Genomic DNA, 18,154 nt, shown 5'->3' on the forward strand with positions numbered 1-18,154 from the left:
GGCCAATTATTATGAAGGAGTCACTCAGCAGGAGGCCGAGGATTTCTATGCCGCCATGAAGACTCCCGGAGAAACTGAACCGGTCATGTATGGCATGAACAGCCGTCTGGTGAAAAAGGATGGTGTGGTACAGGAAGAGGTATGGAAGATTGGAGGCATGTACGGAGAAGCTTTGCAAAAGATTGTTTCCTGGCTGGACAAGGCTGCTGAGGTAGCCGAAAATGACCGTCAGCGTGAGGTGATCCGCCTGCTGACGGAGTTCTACCGCACGGGCGATCTGAAGACGTTTGATGCCTATTCCATTGTCTGGTTAAAAGATACGGATTCCCAGGTGGACTTTGTTAACGGGTTCATCGAGAGCTATGGTGATCCGCTGGGTATCAAGGCCAGCTGGGAATCTATTGTTAACTTCAAGGATCTGGAAGCAACTCGCCGTACGGAACTCATCAGTGAGAATGCCCAGTGGTTTGAAGATCATTCTCCGGTGGCGCCTCAGTTCCGCAAGGAAAAGGTGAAAGGTGTTTCGGCCAAAGTGATTACGGCAGCCATGCTTGGCGGTGATTTGTACCCCAGTACGGCTATCGGTATCAATTTGCCTAACTCCAACTGGATACGCAGCGTGCACGGATCCAAATCGGTAACTATCGGCAACCTGACATCGGCCTATAACCAGGCGGCCCGTGGAAACGGTTTCCGCGACGAGTTTGTATACAGCCCTGTCGAGATCGGATTGCTGGATAAATATGCAGACATCACCGGTGATTTACATACCGATCTGCATGAATGTCTGGGACACGGTTCCGGACGCTTGCTGCCGGGTGTTGATCCGGATGCGTTGAAAGCATACGGTTCAACGATAGAGGAAGCGCGTGCCGACCTGTTCGGACTGTATTATATTCCGGATCCCCGTATGGTGGAACTGGGACTGGTGCCTGATGCGGAAGCGTATAAGGCGGAATATTATGCTTACATGATGAACGGACTGATGACCCAGCTGGTGCGTATCGAGCCGGGATGCAATGTCGAGGAAGCTCACATGCGTAACCGTCAGCTGATTGCCCGGTGGGCATTGGAACAGGGAGCGGAACAAAAAGTTGTGGAACTTGTGGTCCGCGACGGCAAGACATTTGTCCGCATCAACGACTATGAGCAGTTGCGGAGTCTGTTCGGCCGCCTGCTGGCCGAAGTACAGCACATCAAGAGTGAAGGCGATTATGAGGCTGCCCGCCAGTTGGTGGAAACCTATGCCGTACGGATTGATCCTGCCTTGCATGCAGAGGTGCTGGAACGTTACCGGCAACTGCATCTGGCTCCCTACAAAGGGTTCATCAATCCGGTGTATACACCTTGTTACGATGCGGAAGGGCGCTGGACTGATGTGAAAGTAGACTATACGGAAGGATATGCCGCCCAGATGCTTCGTTACAGCCGGGATTATGCGAATGTAACGGAAGACTGAGACGGAATGACACTTACGGCAACTATAAAGAATCAAGGAAATGACAGATCAACTACACGAAACTCTGAAAGATATCAAAGCTAAATTCCGTTTGTATATGAACGGAGTTGTCTCTCAAAGCATGCGCGAAAAAGGACTTGACTACAAATTGAATTTTGGAATAGAGTATCCGCGTATCAGAGAAATCGCAGCAGGCTACGAACCCAGTCACGAATTGGCTCAGGCACTCTGGAAGGAGAACATCCGGGAGTGTAAGATTATGGCCGGGCTGCTGCAACCGGTCGATACCTTCTATCGGGAGATTGCAGAGATCTGGATGGAAGATATACACAATTCGGAACTGGCACAATATACGGTGATGAATTTGTTTCAACACCTTCCCTATGCAGCGGAAGTGGTGTTCTGCTGGATAGCCGATGAACGCGAATACTTCCAGCTTTGCGGCTTCCTGCTGATGGCCCGGCTGCTGATGAACGGCATGACGCTGAACGACCGGGCAGAAGCCGAGTTTATGGATCAGGCATTTACAGCTCTGGAAAGCGATTCGCTGCAAATACGGAAAGCTGCTGCTCTGGCATTGTGCAAGTTTGGCTGCCAGTCGCGTGAAAATATGAAGAAACTGGGAAAACCGCTGGCTGTTCTGTCGAAGTCACAGCGCCCCGGAGTGAGTGCTATTGCGGAAGAAATAAAAAATGAGGCAGAATATTGCCGGTAATTTTCTTGGATTACTTAAAAAGAGTTATCTTTGACGACTGAACGTATGAACGGATGGAAGAGAATATAAAAGATAAGGTTAGGCAGATCCTCACAGAGTATCTTCAGAAGAACGGACATCGGAAGACGCCCGAGCGGTATGCTATACTCGAAACAATCTATTCCATCAAGGGCCATTTTGATATTGATGAGCTTTATTGTTACATGGCCGAAAAGGAAAAGTTCCGTGTCAGTCGGGCCACGCTCTATAATACGATTGTCCTGCTGATTGATGCAGGTCTGGTGATCAAGCATCAGTTTGGCAATACTTCGCAGTATGAGCGTTCATACAATAACGAAACCCATCATCACATGATTTGCACTTCCTGCGGCAAGGTTTCCGAGTTTGAGGATGAAAATCTGAAGTTAGCCATTGCCCAGTATCGTACGAAGGGATTCTATCCTTCGCATTATTCCTTATATATATATGGACTCTGTAGCAAGTGTATGGGACTCAAGCGTAAGAAACATAAATAAATTTATAAAACTGAAAAGCATGAAAGTAGATGTTTTGTTAGGTTTGCAATGGGGAGACGAAGGCAAAGGTAAAGTTGTTGACGTATTGACACCCCGCTATGATGTTGTTGCTCGTTTTCAGGGCGGCCCGAATGCTGGTCACACTCTTGAATTTGAAGGACAGAAGTATGTGCTTCGTTCCATTCCTTCAGGTATATTCCAGGGCGACAAGGTAAATATTATCGGTAACGGAGTTGTTCTGGATCCGGCACTGTTCAAAGCTGAGGCTGAAGCGCTGGAAGCAAGCGGACACCCGCTGAAGGAACGCCTGCACATTTCCAAGAAGGCTCATCTGATTATGCCGACTCACCGTATTCTGGATGCTGCATATGAAGCAGCCAAAGGCGATGCAAAGGTAGGAACTACCGGTAAGGGAATCGGTCCTACTTATACAGACAAGGTAAGCCGTAACGGTTTGCGTGTGGGAGATATCCTGAATAATTTTGAAGAAAAATATGCTGCGGCCAAAGCCCGTCACGAAAAGATACTGAAGAGTCTGAACTATTCTTACGATATCACTGAACTGGAAAAACAGTGGATGGAAGGTATCGAATACCTGCGCCAGTTCCCGCTGGTAGACAGTGAACACGAAGTGAACAGACTGCTGAAGGAAGGCAAGAGCGTACTTTGCGAAGGTGCACAGGGTACGATGCTGGATGTTGACTTCGGTTCTTATCCGTTCGTGACTTCTTCCAATACTATCTGTGCAGGAGCCTGCACCGGACTGGGACTGGGCCCGAACAAGATCGGAGAGGTATACGGTATCATGAAAGCTTACTGTACTCGTGTAGGTTCCGGACCGTTCCCGACCGAACTGTTTGATGAAACCGGTAAGACTATCCGTGATCTGGGTCATGAATACGGAGCTGTAACCGGACGTGAACGCCGTTGCGGATGGGTGGATCTGGTTGCTTTGCGTTATGCCATTATGGTGAATGGTGTTACTCAGCTGATCCTGATGAAGAGTGATGTACTCGACGGCTTCGATACCGTAAAGGCTTGTGTGGCTTATAAGGTAAACGGAGAAGAGATCGATTACTTTCCGTATGACATTACAGAAGGTGTAGAACCGGTGTATGTGGAACTTCCCGGATGGAAGACTGACATGACCAAGATGACCAGTGAAGATGAGTTCCCCGAAGAATTCAATGCATACATTGCTTTCCTCGAAGAACAGCTGGAAACTCCGATCAAGATCGTATCAGTAGGTCCTGACCGCGCACAGACTATTGAACGTTATACCGAAGCAGAATAACAGACCTTATTATATAAGGGAAAAACGCTATAGACGCAGGCTGGAAACAGGAGGTTTCCGGCCTGCGTTTTTGCTTTTAGCAATTTTATTCTTACCTTTGCCGACATTCTGTAGCGCAAGTATATACGTATGATTTCAATAGAAGGACTGAAAGTCGAATTTGGCGTGACACCTCTGTTTCAGGATGTGTCGTTCGTGATCAATAAAAAAGACCGTATTGCTCTGGTAGGAAAGAACGGAGCCGGAAAATCTACCATGCTGAAAATCCTTGCGGGACTGCAAAGGCCCACAGAAGGAACTGTCGCCGTACAGCGCGGTATTACCATCGGCTATTTGCCGCAGGTGATGGTACTCAGTGATACGCGTACCGTGATGGCGGAAGCGGAAATGGCTTTCGAACACATATTCGAGATGCAGGATCGTCTGGCCAGAATGAATCAGGAACTGGCAGACCGTACGGATTACGATTCGGAAAGCTACCATGAACTGATTGACCGTTTCACCCATGAGAACGAACGTTTCTTGATGATGGGGGGAGCAAATTACAAAGCCGAAATAGAACGTACCCTGGTGGGACTGGGATTTGACCGGAAAGACTTTGACCGTCCCACTTCCGAGTTCAGCGGAGGCTGGCGTATGCGTATCGAACTTGCCAAGCTGCTGTTGCGTCGTCCTGACGTACTTCTGCTCGACGAGCCGACCAATCACCTGGATATCGAGAGTATCCAGTGGCTTGAAAACTTCCTGCGTGTCAGTCCGGGTGCCGTTGTACTGGTCAGCCACGACCGGGCTTTCATCAACAATGTGACCAACCGTACCATTGAGATCTCCTGCGGACGGATTTACGACTACAAGGTTTCCTACGATGAGTTTGTGGTGCTCCGCAAGGAACGCCGCGAGCAACAGCTTCGCGCTTACGAAAACCAGCAGAAGGAAATCAAGGATACGGAAGACTTTATCGAACGTTTCCGTTATAAGGCTACGAAGGCAGTGCAGGTACAGAGCCGCATCAAGCAGCTGGAGAAGATTGTTCCCATCGAAGTGGATGAGGAAGATACTTCCAGCCTGCATCTGAAGTTTGCTCCGGCCACCCGGTCGGGTAATTACCCCGTTATCTGCGAAGGAGTCCGAAAAGCCTATGGCGATCATGTAGTCTTTCACGACGTAACCCTGACCATCAGCCGGGGAGAGAAAGTAGCCTTTGTCGGCAAGAACGGAGAAGGAAAATCCACTCTGGTGAAGTGTATCATGGATCAGATTCCATACGATGGCAAGCTGGTGATCGGACACAATGTGCAGATCGGTTATTTTGCCCAGAACCAGGCACAGCTTCTTGACGGCGAACTGACCGTATTTGATACCATTGACCGGGTAGCCAAGGGAGACATCCGTCTGAAGATCCGTGACATTCTGGGAGCATTCATGTTTGGCGGAGAAGCCTCCGACAAGAAAGTCAAGGTGCTTTCGGGAGGAGAGCGGAGCCGTCTGGCCATGATCAAGCTGTTGCTGGAACCGGTGAACTTCCTGATACTCGACGAACCTACCAACCACCTGGATATGCGTTCCAAGGACGTGCTGAAGGAAGCCATCCGGGAATTCGACGGAACGGTGATCGTCGTGTCCCACGACCGTGAGTTCCTGGACGGACTGGTAACCAAGGTCTACGAATTCGGCGGAGGTGTGGTGAAGGAACACATTGGAGGAATCTATGACTTCCTGCAAAAGAAACAGATGGAAAACCTGAATGAACTGCAGTTGTCGCAGTCGCCCACGAGTGAAGCCCGCAAGGCTGCGCCCGAACCGGTCAGCGAAAGCAAGCTTTCGTATGAGGCTCAGAAGGAACAGGCCCGCAAGGCCCGTAAGCTGGAGAAGCAGGTTGCCGAATGTGAAGAGCGCATCAGCAAGCTGGAACAGCAGATTCAGGAACTGGAAAACAAGATGGCAACACCTGAAGGAGCTTCCGACATGCAACTGTATGAGCAACACCGTCAGCTGAAGCAGCAGGTTGCTTCCGAAGAAGAAGAATGGGAACGTCTTTCGCTGGAACTGGAAGAACTCAAGTAACTTTTAACAGATATAAAAGCTTATGAAAACTAAACATTATGTGGCCGTTGCAGCAATGGCTTTTGCCGCAATGACCGGTTGTACCAGCCAAAAGGAAGTGAAGAATACTTCCGGTATTGATTTGGCAAACCTTGACACGACAGTTGCCGCAGGTACGGACTTCTTCCGTTATGCTTGTGGCGGATGGAATGACAGTCATCCTCTGACTGCCGAATATTCCCGCTACGGATCGTTTGATATGCTGGCTGAAACCAATCAGAAGCAGCTTCGCGAACTGATTGAAAGCTTTGCATCGCAGACAAATGAGCCGGGCTCTCAGGGACAGAAGATCGGTGATCTTTATACACTGGCTATGGACAGTGTGAAACTGAACAGCGACGGAATAGCTCCCATCAAGGCACAGCTGGACAAAATTGCAGCCATCAGCGACCGCAAGCAGATTGTTCCGATGATCGCCGAAATGGCATACGACGGCATTGGTACCTATTTCAGCAGCTATGTATATGCAGACCCGAAGAACAGTGCTCTGAATATTTTCCAGATCAGTCAGGGAGGTATCAACCTTGGCGAAAAGGAATATTACCTGGATACAGACAGCGTGACTGCCAACATCCGTGAACAGTATAAACTCTACATCACCAAGTTGTTCAAGCTGGCAGGTTTCACAGATGCTGAGGCTGAGCAGAAGATGAACGATGTACTGGAAATCGAAACAACCATTGCAAAGGCTTCTTTCAGCGCTGTTCAGCGCCGTGATCCGGAAGCTAATTATCACAAGATGACTTATGCTGACCTGAAGAAGCAGTTCTCCGGAATTGACTGGGATGCTTACCTGAAAGGTCTGGGCGTACAGGGCGTGGAAGAACTGAACGTGGAACAGATTGAACCGCTGCAGACAGTGGACAAACTGATCAGCACCCTGCCGCTGGAAAAACATATTTCTTATCTGCAATATAACCTGATCGACGCTGCTGCCAGCTGTCTGAGCGATGACTTCGTGGCTGCCCGCTTCGATTTCTACGGCAAGGTATTGTCCGGCCGTCAGGTGAACCAGCCTCGCTGGAAACGTGCCGTTAATGCAGTAAACGGTATGCTGGGTGAAGTTGTAGGACAGATGTATGTGGAAAAATATTTCCCCGCAGCAGCCAAGGAACGCATGGTGAACCTCGTGAAGAACCTGCAGACTGCACTGGGCGAACGCATCCAGGCACAGGAATGGATGAGCGACAGCACCAAGGCCGTTGCCGCTGAAAAGCTGGCAGCTTTCCATGTAAAAGTGGGTTATCCCGACAAATGGAAAGACTACTCCAGCCTGGAAATCAAGAAAGACTCTTACTGGGCTAATGTCTGCCGTGCTTCTGAATGGGCAGTGAGAGACATGTACAGCCGTGTCGGAAAGCCGGTGGACAAGGACGAATGGCTGATGACTCCGCAGACAGTCAATGCTTATTATAATCCTTCAACCAACGAAATCTGCTTCCCGGCCGCTATTCTTCAGTATCCGTTCTTCGACATGAATGCTGACGATGCCTTCAACTATGGAGCTATCGGCGTTGTGATCGGACACGAAATGACTCACGGATTCGATGATCAGGGACGACAGTTCGACAAGAACGGTAACCTGTGTGACTGGTGGGCAGCAGGCGATGCTGAACGCTTCAACGAACGTGCTCAGGTAATGGTAGACTTCTTCAACAACATTGAAGTGCTTCCGGGACTGAAGGCAAACGGCCAGCTGACACTGGGCGAGAACCTGGCAGACCACGGAGGACTGAACGTGGCTTATCTGGCTTACCGCAATGCAACAAAGGATGCTCCGCTGGGAGTTGTAGACGGCTTCACAGCCGATCAGCGTTTCTTCCTGGCATACGCAGCTCTGTGGGCCGGAAACATCCGCGAAGAAGCTATCCGTCAGTATACGAAGTCTGATCCTCACTCTTTGGGAGAATGGCGTGTAAACGGCGCTCTGCCTCATATCCAGGCATGGTATGATGCATTTGGAATTACAGACAAAGATCCGATGTACATCGCTCCTGAAAAGCGTGTAAATATTTGGTAATTTACTTACCGTATCCAAACAGAAAGTCCGGAACCGGGAATTGATCCCAGGGTTCCGGACTTTTTTTATCATTATTTCCGGTGCTTTTCCCTTTTCGCAACGACTGGACGATCGGGCTCAAACGACCGCACGATTAGGCTTCAACGACTGCACGTTTGGGGCTCAACGACCGCACAATTTTTGGGGAACGTAAGACAACTTTTTTTCTTTCCTGCTGTCAGGGGATCAGCAGGGAAGAATCACCGTAACTGAGGAAACGGAAGTCGTGGGCGAGAGCGTAATCGTAGATGGTCCGCCAGTTTCCTTTGACAAAGGCTGACACCAGCAATAGCAGGGTGCTTTGCGGCTGATGGAAGTTGGTGACCATTTTCTGTACGATGTGGTAGGTATAGCCCGGAGCGATGATGATCTGTGTACTGGTGTGCAGGGCTTCCAGCTCGTGACGTTTCATGTAGTCAAGGATCTGTTGAAGCGATTCCACGGTCGTCATCGTAGGATGAGTTTCGTAAGGCTGCCATTGCCGGACGTGCAGTTCCTCCTGTCCGGCATCAGGATGAGAGGCTATTGTCACACCGATGTAGTACAGGCTTTCCAGCGTACGGACTGAAGTCGTACCGACGGCGATGGCTTTTCCTCCGTGTGCGATCAGTTTCTCAATAGTCTGCCGGTTGACAGAAATATATTCGGTGTGCATTTCGTGACCTTCAATTTCTTCGCTCTTCACAGGCTTGAAAGTTCCTGCTCCGACATGGAGTGTCACCTCTTCCAGGTCGACACCTTTGTCACGAAGAGCCTGAAGCACGCGCTCAGTGAAGTGCAGGCCGGCAGTAGGAGCCGCTACGGATCCTTTGATCTTTGAGTAAACAGTCTGATAGGTTTCCTTGTCGCTTTCCTGCGTTTCCCGGTTCAGATAGGGAGGAATGGGCAGTTCGCCGAACACTTCCAGGATATCGGCAAAGGTGATTTCCGGGTTATCCCAGGTGAAATCCACCCAGTGACTGGTGCCGCGGCATTCCCCGCGTGTGGCAGTCAGGGTAATCGTATGTCCCTTCACGTTCATTTCCTTATGAAGTGATCCTTCCTTCCATTTTTTCAGGTTGCCGATCATGCAGAGCCAGGCGGCGTGGCTGGTCTGCTGGAAGTTCAGCACATAATCGTTGGGCTGTATGGGTTCCAGACAGAATATTTCAATCAGGGCACCGGTTTCCTTGCGGAAATGCAGACGCGCCTGAATGACTTTCGTGTTGTTGAAGATCATCAGTTCTCCGGCTTCCAGGTAATCGGGAAGAGAAGTAAAACGGGTTTCGCTTACCTCACCGTGACGGTACACAAGGAGTTTGGACTGGTCACGTACGGGCAACGGGAATTTGGCGATGCGTTCATCGGGCAGCGGATAATTGTAATCGCTGATTTTGATATGTTTTGTTTCTTCCATATTCGCTATGATTCATTCTTTGCAAAATTACGCACATTTGTGCAAATCCGGAAAGAAAACCGCGAATACTTGTACCGGCCGTCTATTTTGAAATCGTCAGCAGTTTCTTTTCCATGTCCAGATCTTCTTCGGTCATAGTGGGAGAAGGGATGTTGCAGATCCGGATGATGTCCTCCGGCTGGCAGGTGTATTGATAATAACGTTTCTCCTTTTCGTCAAGCTGGTCATAGGTTTTCAGCTGTCCTTTCAGCTTCATGAATTCATCCCGGGCAACGCTTTCGGATACTTTTACAAACAGGATACGCCGTGCAATGGGGTTATAGTTATAGTCAAAGCAGGTATAGACCCCCCGGAGGAATGGAGGACGGTCATACATCGGAAGCTTCAGGCTGATATGGAAAAGGGCCAGCTGGGGCGTCTTGTGTTCGTTGAATGCCAAATATAGATGATTGGTCCCGTTCATCAGGGCAGCCCCATGATGAGTTGTTCCGTAGACGTTGTTGTGGATCACTTCCACGTAGTTTCCCTTTTCGGCCGGAACGATGAGATAGGGCTCGACCTTCATGGCCTGACTGGTGGAAGAAAGACTGTAACTGATGTAGATACCGCTATAATTGGCAATCCACGAAAGGGTTTCCCGCATATTGGCTTCCAGTTCTGCCAGGAAAGGGTTGTCGTTTTCTCCTGTCGGAACTTTGGGAGTCACTTGCATGGCGAACAGGGAAGCCTTCAGGCTGGGAAGTGAACCCAGCAGTTTCTTTTTGGATATATTGTTTACCCAAACGAGAGCCTGATCCAGTGCTTCTTCGTTGTTCATTCCTTTTTTCTGATTCTGGAAGAACGCAGGGAGCACAGTGCTGTAAAGGGCAGACAGCACACTGGGTGAAAAGCCGGTCTGTCCGGCAATTTCTTTCATCTTGATTCCTTTTTGTCGCAGAAGGGTGATGCGTTCATATATTTGTTTCAGTTCATCCATGCAATGTGAGGTATAATAGATTTGGGGGAGTAAAGTTAATGTTTTTCCGTCAGTGATCCTTGTTTTTTTATGTGAATCCGGTTCTTTTTTATATTCCGTCAGCCCGAAGATGCGTTCAGAACCCTATATTGGGGAAGCGAATATTACAATCCTGTTTCGTTTCTGATAAGGTTGTGTGTTGTTTCTGTGAGAATCCTGTTGCATGAATATTTCTGAATTGTTACAGGGTTATGAATCATGGAATATTCATTTTTTCAGTGATTTAGGTGCTTTACTTTTGCATCGGATTTGAAAAAAGATGATATGAAAACCATAGAAAAAACATCAATAACTTTACCCGGTTCCGAAAAGAAAAAGGCTCCTGTTCCTGACTGGTTGTTTGTACTCTGGGCAGGAGGTACGGCACTTCTTTCGTATTCGCTGGTGTATGCATTGAGAAAACCTTTCACGGCGGCTGTGTTCGACGGACTGCAGGTTGCCGGTATGGATTATAAGATTGCGGTCAGCATGGTTCAGTTGCTGGGATATGTTGTTGCCAAGCTGTTGGGAATTAAATATATCTCAGAATTGAAACCGGAAGGACGTCTGAAGTTTATCATCGGCTCGGCTGCCTTGTCAGAAGCTTCCTTGCTGGCGTTCGGGCTTCTTCCTGTACCTTACAATATCATTGCCTTGTTCTTCAACGGGCTTTCGCTGGGATGCATGTGGGGAGTGATTTTCAGTTTCCTGGAAGGCCGTCGGACAACTGATATTCTGGCCAGTATCATGGGAGTGAGCATGGCATTGAGTTCCGGTCTGGCCAAATCGCTCGGATTATATGCCCTGAACACGCTTCATGTCAGTGAGTTCTGGATGCCGGCTCTTATCGGTGCACTGGCTTTCCCGCTGCTGTGTCTTACGGGGTGGATGATGACCCGATTCCCCAGTCCCAGTGCTGCGGATATTGCTTCCCGCTCTGTCCGCGTTACGCTTGACGGCCGTCAGCGATGGGAACTCTTCCGGCGTTTCATGCCGTTGCTGATCATGCTGTTTGCTGCCAATCTGCTGCTGACGGTTCAGCGGGACATCAAAGAAGATTTCATCGTCTGTATCATTGATGTCAGTCAGGTTTCTTCCTGGGCCTTTGCACAGATCGATTCAATCGCCACACTGGTTATGCTGGCAGCGTTCGCCCTGCTGGCAACGACATACGACCACCTGAAAGTACTGTGTATCTTGCTGGTTCTTTCAACGGCAGGTATGGGTACGCTGGCCTTCATCGCCGCCAACTTTGAGGAACTGGCCATCCCGGTACATATATGGCTCTTCTTGCAAAGCCTTTGTCTGGACATTGCTTATCTCAGTTTTCAGACAATCTTTTTCGAACGCTTCATTGCATGTTTCAAGATTCGGGGTAATGTAGGATTCTTTATCATCACCATTGACTTTGTGGGATATCTCGGAACTCTGGCCCTTCTGTTCTTTAAAGAATACTTTGCTTCCCATATCAATTGGGCTGTTTTCTACAATCAGATGAGCGTCTGGGTTGGAATCACCTGCTGTATTGCATTCATGGGATCGCTGGTATATATGACCTGGAAGAAAAACCGGAAACTGGTTCCTCCCCAGAGTCCTGACCAGGGAAAGACCCAGACCGGTGAGCAGGTTGTAATGGAAGAAAATAATGTATATTTAACGACTACGACAATATGAAAAAAATTGAATGTGTGATTATGGACTGGGCTGGTACAGCCATTGATTATGGATGTTTTGCACCTGTATCGGTTTTTATTGAGAGTTTTCGTGCGATCGGAATTGAGGTGACTCCGGAAGAAGCCCGCCGTCCGATGGGGTTGACAAAGATTGATCATATCCGTGCGCTGTTTGACATGGAGCGGATTGGAGAAGCATTCCGTCAGAAGTATGGAAGAGTGTATGGAGAGGAAGATGTAAAAGGACGTTATGCTGAGTTCCAGCGTCTGCTGTTTGCTACGCTGAGAGAGTATACGGCTCCGATTTCAGACGTGATCGAAACGATTGACGTATTGCGCAAGATGGGAATCAAGATCGGTTCAACCACCGGATATACCCGTGAGATGATGGATGTAGTGGTACCTGCTGCAGCAGAAAAAGGTTACCGTACGGACAATTGTGTTACGTCCGACGGACTTCCGGCCGGCCGTCCCTATCCGTATATGATTTATAAGAATATGTGTGATCTGGCTGTACCTTCACGCTTGTCTGTTGTGAAATACGGTGATACGATTTCTGATATCAAGGAAGGTGTGAATGCCGGAGTATGGAGTGTCGGAGTAATTCTGGGAAGTAACGAGATGGGACTGACAGAAGATGAAGTCAAGCAACTTCCTGAAGCCGAACTGAAGAAACGCATGGCTGCAGTCAGAAACCGGATGTATGCTGCCGGTGCACATTATGTAGTGGACAGCATCTGTGAGCTGCCTGCCTTGATCGAGAGCATCAATGCACGTATGGAGAATGAAATGAAATAATTGAACTTTAAAAACGAATCAAGATATGAGACCTTATTTGTTGTTGACCCCCGGACCTTTGACTACCAGTGAAACTGTAAAAGAAGCTATGATGAGCGACTGGTGTACCTGGGATGAAGATTATAATCTGGGCATTGTTGAAGTAATCCGCAAGGAACTGGTGAAGCTGGCTTCAAGCCGCCCTGAGGAATATACTGCGGTATTAATGCAGGGAAGCGGAAGCTTCTGTGTGGAATCTGTATTGGGAACAGTGGTTCGTCCGGAAGATCATCTGCTGGTTGCAGCCAACGGTGCTTATGGCAAGCGTATGGGAGTAATCGCTGATTATTATCGGATCAACTGCTCCGTAATGAAGTTTGAAGAAACGCAGCAGGTAGATCCGAAGCAAATTGATCAGTATCTGAATGAACATCCGGAAGTGACACATGTTTCTGTGGTTCATTGTGAAACGACGACCGGTGTCCTGAATCCGCTGGAGGAAGTTGCCGAAGTGGTCAAACGACATGGTAAAGTGTTCATCGTTGATGCCATGAGCAGTTTTGGCGGAGTACCCATTGACATGGCGAAGCTGGGAATTGATTTTATGATCAGCAGTGCTAACAAGTGTATTCAGGGTGTGCCGGGATTCGGTTTCATCATTGCCCGCCGTTCGTTGCTGGAACAGTGCAAGGGAGTGGCACGTTCTTTGTCGCTCGACTTGTATGACCAGTGGGAAACGATGGAAAAAGGTCATGGCAAATGGCGTTTCACTTCTCCTACTCATGTGGTTCGTGCTTTTATGCAGGCATTGAAGGAACTGGAGGCCGAAGGAGGTATTGAAGCCCGTTATGCCCGTTATTGCGAAAACCACCGTACCCTGGTAGAAGGCATGCGTGCTTTGGGTTATAAGACTTTGCTTCCGGATGAAGAACAGTCGCCGGTGATCACTTCCTTCTATTATCCTTCTGCAGACTTTGATTTCAAGGATTTCTATCAGCAGCTGAAAGCAAAAGGCTTTGTGATCTATCCGGGAAAGATTTCTCAGGCAGATACTTTCCGTATCGGTAATATCGGAGATGTTTATCCTGCTGATTTCCTCCGTTTGATTGAAGCTGTCAAGGAAGTTCGTCAGAATTAATTGGGGTTGTTCATATTCGTCGGAGCTGGAACAGGCATAGCCGGAAAAGGCTTCCAGCTTTTAAAAAAATGTTTCGGCGTTTGAAGTAAAACGTTTCGGCCTTTTGATGAAAAGACCGGGACGTTTTTTTCGTGATAGTATGGATAAAAATTTCTACTTTTGCGAAAGTAAAAAATGTAACGAATATGAAAATAGGAGATAAAGTCCGTTTCCTGAGTGAAGTGGGAGGCGGCATTGTGAGAGGATTTCAGGGTAAGGACATTGCACTGGTGGAAGGTGAAGACGGATTTGAAATTCCGATGCTGATCAAGGAGTGTGTGGTGATACAGACCGACGACTATAATATTCCGTTGAAGTCTGTTGCAAAGCCTGCTGCTCCGGCAGTGGAAGAGGAAGAGCCGGAAGAAGAAAAGCCCATTACTTACCGGGCTCCTGAGATCCGGGGGAACGATGTCCTGAATGTATTCCTGGCTTATGTGCCTCAGGATATCAGGGAAATCTCGTCAACGGCTTTTGATGCATACCTGGTGAACGACAGCAATTATTTTGTAGACTATCTGTATCTTTCGGCCGAAGGCAAGAGCTGGACGCTGAGAAGCCGGGGAACCGTGAAGCCGAATATGAAACTGCATCTGGAAGAGTTCGACCGGAGTGCACTGAACGGCCTGGAGCACGTGGCTGTACAGCTGATGGCTTATAAGGATGACCGTACTTTCCTGATGAAAAATGTAGTCTGTCAGGAATTGCGTATTGACACGGTGAAGTTCTACAAACTTCATACATTCGAGAAGAATGACTTCTTCCCGGAACCGGCCCTGATCTATGACATTGTACGTGATGACGAAACAGCCCGCCAGGTGTTTGTTTCTGCCGAGGATATCAAGGATGCCCTGTTGGGGAAAAAGGGGGACGAGGTTCCGGCCAAACTTCAGAAGAAAGGTCCGAAGGTGAAGAATGATATTGTGGAAGTCGATCTGCACATTCATGAACTGCTGGATGATACGACAGGAATGGGTAATGCGGAAATGTTGAATTATCAGCTGGATGTCTTCCGCAAGACACTGGAAGAGTATCGTACCAGAAAGGGACAGAAGATTGTCTTTATTCACGGTAAGGGAGACGGAGTGTTGCGCCGTGCGATTCTGGATGAACTGAAACGCAAGTATAAAAATTATCCGAGTCAGGATGCTTCGTTCCGTGAATATGGTTTCGGAGCAACCATGGTAACCATTCGTTGAGGCTTATGAAAACATTGAAGGAATTGCTGGCAAAGGATCATTTTGCAGCCAATGCCGGCGTGGAGCTGCTGGAAGTGTCTCCGGGATATGCCCGGGCGCGGATGCTTGTTACGGTGAAACACCTGAATGCAGGAGGTGTCTGTCAGGGAGGTGCCCTGTTTACACTGGCTGACCTGGCTTTTGCTGCGGTGGCGAACAGTCATCTGAAACTGACGCTTTCGCTGAATGCAAACATTACATTTCTGCGTTCGGCGCATGAAGGGTACGTGTATGCTGAAGCGACGGAGACTTTCAGTCACGCCCGGGTACCTTTCATCGAGGTACGGATTACGGACGATGAAGGACAGCTTGTTGCGATTTTTACCAGTTCCGGCTACCGGAAAAACGAGGAACTTCCGGTAGAAACCTTGAAATAAATCCGGAGGAGCGTTGGTTATGAATCATTCCTACGAAGAGCGGTTAGGGACAGATCCCATGCTGCGTCTGATTTTCCGGATGGCTTTGCCGGCCGTAGCGGCGCAGTTTGTGAATTTACTTTATGCCATTGTCGACCGTGTCTATATCGGCCATATCCCCGGAATCGGCACGGATGCACTGGCAGGGGTAGGAGTCACCATGTCCATTGTGATTCTGATATCATCGTTTTCAGCCATAGTCGGTGCCGGAGGTGCACCGCTTGCTGCCATTGCTTTGGGGCAGGGAAACCGGGAACGGGCCGGAAAGATATTAGGGAATGGATTTGTCCTGCTTTTGCTTTTTACGGTTGTGACTTCTTCACTGGCGTATCTGTTTATGGAACCCGTGCTGTTGCTGACGGGAGCTTCGGAACATACTCTGGGATATGCGGAGGATTATCTGTCTGTCTATTTGCTGGGCACCTTGTTTGTCGAGCTTTCAGTGGGGCTGAATGCTTTTATCAATACACAGGGCAGGCCAGGTATAGCCATGACTTCTGTTCTGATCGGGGCAGCCATGAATATTGTGCTCGATCCGGTCTTTATCTTCGGGCTGGACATGGGAGTAAAGGGAGCAGCACTGGCTACTATTCTGTCTCAGGCATGCAGTGCCGGATGGGTGTTGCGCTTTTTGTTTTCCCGACAGGCTTCGCTTCCGCTGGAACGCCGTTACATGAAACTGGACAAAGGGATCGTTCTGTCTATGCTGGCCCTGGGCGTTTCGCCTTTCATCATGGCGAGTACGGAAAGCCTTGTCGGGTTTGTGCTGAACGGTAGTCTGAAACATTTTGGCGATATTCATGTCAGTGCCCTGGCTATTCTTCAGAGTGCGATGCAGTTTGCCAGTGTTCCTTTGGTGGGTTTTGCGCAGGGATTTGTTCCGGTGGCCAGTTACAATTACGGTCACGGCTATAAGGATCGGGTGAGATCCTGCTTCCGGATTTCACTGATCACCATGTTCTCTTTCAATTTTGCACTGATGCTGCTGATGATCTGTTTCCCGTCGGTTGTAGCTTCAGCCTTTACCGATGATGAAGTTCTGATCGGTACGGTACGTTGTGTAATGCCGGTTTTTCTTGCCGGGATGACGATCTTCGGTTTGCAGCGTGCCTGTCAGAATATGTTTGTTGCTTTGGGGCAGGCGCGGATTTCCATTTTCATTGCCCTGCTTCGCAAGGTGATCCTTCTGATACCTCTGGCTTTGTTGTTGCCCCGCTTCTGGGGTGTGAATGGAATTTATGCAGCCGAAGCGATATCTGATGCCACGGCTGCTGTTTGCTGTACGCTGCTTTTTGCCTGGAAGTTTCCGAAAATTCTCTCTCGTATTCCGGGATGATCACTTGATGATTTTCAGGAATCTCTCCACATCGCGCTGTATCTTTTTATAGAGAGGAGAATTTTTGTAATATAGGTTTTTATGAATGACTACTTCGACGGCCACCTGACTGCGCTGATAGTTCGTCAGTTCGTTCTGTAATTGAATGTTATGCAGGGCCAGATCGTGAATCTGCTGTTCACGTTCCCTGCGTAGCACGGTACAGACCGGAATCAGTAGTCTCATGACCACGTTGTCCAGAATGTGATGTCCCTGGATGAACATATAGGTATTGTCCGGGGTTACGTCCAAATTGAGCAGTTCCGCTTTTAAGGATTCAATTTCGTGGAGGGCATTGGAATGTTTTCTTTCCAGTTCCCTGAGCTTGCGCTCTACTTTTTTGGCCATATTTTCCAGACTGCGTTCCGGGTGGCGTGTGCTTACCTGATCCAGCTTGACGTATGAGCAGAAGTCAAGTAGGGAGAACTCTGACAGGATATGCCGGCGGTAGAACCATACAGACCATATAAATAATGGGTAAGCAATCTGGGAATATAATTTCATAAATGCCGGAAAATCAATCAGGCGGTGATCATTCAAGGTAGCGGTTACACAGACTTCGTGCAGGCCTTCTGCATAGCAATGATAGTTCTCGATGGCATAAGCATAGGTCTGGAGTACATACGGACTCTCAATCATATAACGTGATGTCTGTGTCCGTCCCTGCAACAGATAGTCATAGTCACTGTCCACACAGGCAATCATATTTTCACCGAGCTGTTTTCCCAGATGGTTCATCAATACGGTCTTCTTGCCTTTTGCCAGCGAATCCTGTGAGGGAAGCATGACTTCAAAGTATCGGGTATTGTCTTCATAGTCGGCCAGTAAGGCACGCCAGAAGGAGATGTCATCGTAGCTTTCCACATAAGCTACGATCTTTCTTCTTGCTTTCTTCGGACGCAGGCTGTTGGCTGCCTCTATGTAGAGGGAAGAAAGGTTTTCAGTAAGTCTTTTTCCCATAAT

Annotated in this window: 15 protein-coding genes; 12 read left to right on the forward strand and 3 right to left on the reverse strand. The window is 48.6% G+C overall.

What is annotated here, in order from left to right; translation table 11 throughout:
- The 6 genes from BACCOPRO_RS15305 to BACCOPRO_RS15330 all read left to right on the forward strand — a co-directional run.
- Nucleotides 1-1,459 (forward strand): dipeptidyl-peptidase 3 family protein (locus BACCOPRO_RS15305; protein WP_008145041.1); only part of this gene is annotated, 1,459 nt, incomplete at its 5' end.
- A gap of 40 nt (nucleotides 1,460-1,499) precedes the next feature.
- On the forward strand, nucleotides 1,500-2,174 hold the full coding sequence (locus BACCOPRO_RS15310) for a DNA alkylation repair protein (protein ID WP_008145042.1): 675 nt from the start codon (nucleotides 1,500-1,502) through the stop codon (nucleotides 2,172-2,174).
- A gap of 53 nt (nucleotides 2,175-2,227) precedes the next feature.
- The gene (locus tag BACCOPRO_RS15315) at nucleotides 2,228-2,689 is read left to right on the forward strand and encodes a Fur family transcriptional regulator (RefSeq protein WP_008145044.1); all 462 of its coding nucleotides are present in this window, start codon (nucleotides 2,228-2,230) and stop codon (nucleotides 2,687-2,689) included.
- A gap of 19 nt (nucleotides 2,690-2,708) precedes the next feature.
- On the forward strand, nucleotides 2,709-3,983 hold the full coding sequence (locus tag BACCOPRO_RS15320) for an adenylosuccinate synthase (RefSeq protein WP_008145046.1): 1,275 nt from the start codon (nucleotides 2,709-2,711) through the stop codon (nucleotides 3,981-3,983).
- Between the two features lie 129 nt (nucleotides 3,984-4,112).
- Entirely contained in the window at nucleotides 4,113-6,047 is a 1,935-nt protein-coding gene (locus BACCOPRO_RS15325) for an ABC-F family ATP-binding cassette domain-containing protein (RefSeq protein WP_008145048.1), read from the forward strand.
- A gap of 22 nt (nucleotides 6,048-6,069) precedes the next feature.
- Nucleotides 6,070-8,106 (forward strand): M13 family metallopeptidase, encoded by a 2,037-nt coding sequence (locus tag BACCOPRO_RS15330; RefSeq protein WP_008145049.1) that lies wholly within the window; start codon nucleotides 6,070-6,072, stop codon nucleotides 8,104-8,106.
- Nucleotides 8,107-8,323: 217 nt separating this feature from the next.
- On the opposite strand, the gene BACCOPRO_RS15335 is transcribed toward BACCOPRO_RS15330, so the two are convergent.
- Both BACCOPRO_RS15335 and BACCOPRO_RS15340 read right to left on the reverse strand, forming a co-directional pair.
- Nucleotides 8,324-9,541 (reverse strand): S-adenosylmethionine:tRNA ribosyltransferase-isomerase, encoded by a 1,218-nt coding sequence (locus BACCOPRO_RS15335; protein WP_008145050.1) that lies wholly within the window; start codon nucleotides 9,539-9,541, stop codon nucleotides 8,324-8,326.
- Between the two features lie 82 nt (nucleotides 9,542-9,623).
- The gene (locus tag BACCOPRO_RS15340) at nucleotides 9,624-10,517 is read right to left on the reverse strand and encodes a hypothetical protein (protein ID WP_008145051.1); all 894 of its coding nucleotides are present in this window, start codon (nucleotides 10,515-10,517) and stop codon (nucleotides 9,624-9,626) included.
- A gap of 303 nt (nucleotides 10,518-10,820) precedes the next feature.
- On the opposite strand from BACCOPRO_RS15340, the gene BACCOPRO_RS15345 reads away from it, so the two are divergent.
- The 6 genes from BACCOPRO_RS15345 to BACCOPRO_RS15370 all read left to right on the forward strand — a co-directional run bounded on the left by BACCOPRO_RS15345 (nucleotide 10,821) and on the right by BACCOPRO_RS15370 (nucleotide 17,152).
- Entirely contained in the window at nucleotides 10,821-12,209 is a 1,389-nt protein-coding gene (locus BACCOPRO_RS15345; RefSeq protein WP_008145052.1) for a DUF5690 family protein, read from the forward strand.
- Nucleotides 12,206-13,006 (forward strand): phosphonoacetaldehyde hydrolase, encoded by an 801-nt coding sequence (phnX, locus tag BACCOPRO_RS15350; protein ID WP_008145053.1) that lies wholly within the window; start codon nucleotides 12,206-12,208, stop codon nucleotides 13,004-13,006. The genes BACCOPRO_RS15345 and phnX overlap by 4 nt, the downstream gene beginning before the upstream one ends.
- A 25-nt stretch (nucleotides 13,007-13,031) precedes the next feature.
- Nucleotides 13,032-14,123 (forward strand): 2-aminoethylphosphonate--pyruvate transaminase, encoded by a 1,092-nt coding sequence (phnW, locus tag BACCOPRO_RS15355; protein WP_008145054.1) that lies wholly within the window; start codon nucleotides 13,032-13,034, stop codon nucleotides 14,121-14,123.
- 185 nt (nucleotides 14,124-14,308) lie between these two features.
- Nucleotides 14,309-15,361, forward strand: a complete 1,053-nt coding sequence (locus BACCOPRO_RS15360) for a DUF2027 domain-containing protein (RefSeq protein WP_040311584.1) — start codon at nucleotides 14,309-14,311, stop codon at nucleotides 15,359-15,361.
- 5 nt (nucleotides 15,362-15,366) lie between these two features.
- Entirely contained in the window at nucleotides 15,367-15,777 is a 411-nt protein-coding gene (locus BACCOPRO_RS15365; protein WP_008145058.1) for a PaaI family thioesterase, read from the forward strand.
- A 19-nt stretch (nucleotides 15,778-15,796) separates the two neighbouring features.
- A complete protein-coding gene (locus BACCOPRO_RS15370) occupies nucleotides 15,797-17,152 on the forward strand; it encodes an MATE family efflux transporter (protein ID WP_008145060.1) in 1,356 nt (451 codons plus the stop codon).
- Here the strand turns inward: BACCOPRO_RS15370 and BACCOPRO_RS15375 are convergent, their stop codons facing one another.
- A complete protein-coding gene (locus BACCOPRO_RS15375) occupies nucleotides 17,153-18,151 on the reverse strand; it encodes a DUF4435 domain-containing protein (protein ID WP_008145062.1) in 999 nt (332 codons plus the stop codon).
- Between the last annotated feature and the right edge of the window lie 3 nt (nucleotides 18,152-18,154).

The sequence above is a fragment of the Phocaeicola coprophilus DSM 18228 = JCM 13818 genome (assembly GCF_000157915.1).
GTDB lineage: Bacteria > Bacteroidota > Bacteroidia > Bacteroidales > Bacteroidaceae > Phocaeicola > Phocaeicola coprophilus.

What these genes read in the sequence shown, in the direction of transcription:
- BACCOPRO_RS15310 (WP_008145042.1), top strand. Translation starts at nt 1,500, where the DNA reads ATGACAGATCAACTACACGAAACTCTGAAAGATATCAAAGCTAAATTC.
- BACCOPRO_RS15315 (WP_008145044.1), top strand. Translation starts at nt 2,228, where the DNA reads ATGGAAGAGAATATAAAAGATAAGGTTAGGCAGATCCTCACAGAGTAT.
- BACCOPRO_RS15320 (WP_008145046.1), top strand. Translation starts at nt 2,709, where the DNA reads ATGAAAGTAGATGTTTTGTTAGGTTTGCAATGGGGAGACGAAGGCAAA.
- BACCOPRO_RS15325 (WP_008145048.1), top strand. Translation starts at nt 4,113, where the DNA reads ATGATTTCAATAGAAGGACTGAAAGTCGAATTTGGCGTGACACCTCTG.
- BACCOPRO_RS15330 (WP_008145049.1), top strand. Translation starts at nt 6,070, where the DNA reads ATGAAAACTAAACATTATGTGGCCGTTGCAGCAATGGCTTTTGCCGCA.
- BACCOPRO_RS15335 (WP_008145050.1), bottom strand. Translation starts at nt 9,541, where the DNA reads ATGGAAGAAACAAAACATATCAAAATCAGCGATTACAATTATCCGCTG.
- BACCOPRO_RS15340 (WP_008145051.1), bottom strand. Translation starts at nt 10,517, where the DNA reads ATGGATGAACTGAAACAAATATATGAACGCATCACCCTTCTGCGACAA.
- BACCOPRO_RS15345 (WP_008145052.1), top strand. Translation starts at nt 10,821, where the DNA reads ATGAAAACCATAGAAAAAACATCAATAACTTTACCCGGTTCCGAAAAG.
- phnX (WP_008145053.1), top strand. Translation starts at nt 12,206, where the DNA reads ATGAAAAAAATTGAATGTGTGATTATGGACTGGGCTGGTACAGCCATT.
- phnW (WP_008145054.1), top strand. Translation starts at nt 13,032, where the DNA reads ATGAGACCTTATTTGTTGTTGACCCCCGGACCTTTGACTACCAGTGAA.
- BACCOPRO_RS15360 (WP_040311584.1), top strand. Translation starts at nt 14,309, where the DNA reads ATGAAAATAGGAGATAAAGTCCGTTTCCTGAGTGAAGTGGGAGGCGGC.
- BACCOPRO_RS15365 (WP_008145058.1), top strand. Translation starts at nt 15,367, where the DNA reads ATGAAAACATTGAAGGAATTGCTGGCAAAGGATCATTTTGCAGCCAAT.
- BACCOPRO_RS15370 (WP_008145060.1), top strand. Translation starts at nt 15,797, where the DNA reads ATGAATCATTCCTACGAAGAGCGGTTAGGGACAGATCCCATGCTGCGT.
- BACCOPRO_RS15375 (WP_008145062.1), bottom strand. Translation starts at nt 18,151, where the DNA reads ATGGGAAAAAGACTTACTGAAAACCTTTCTTCCCTCTACATAGAGGCA.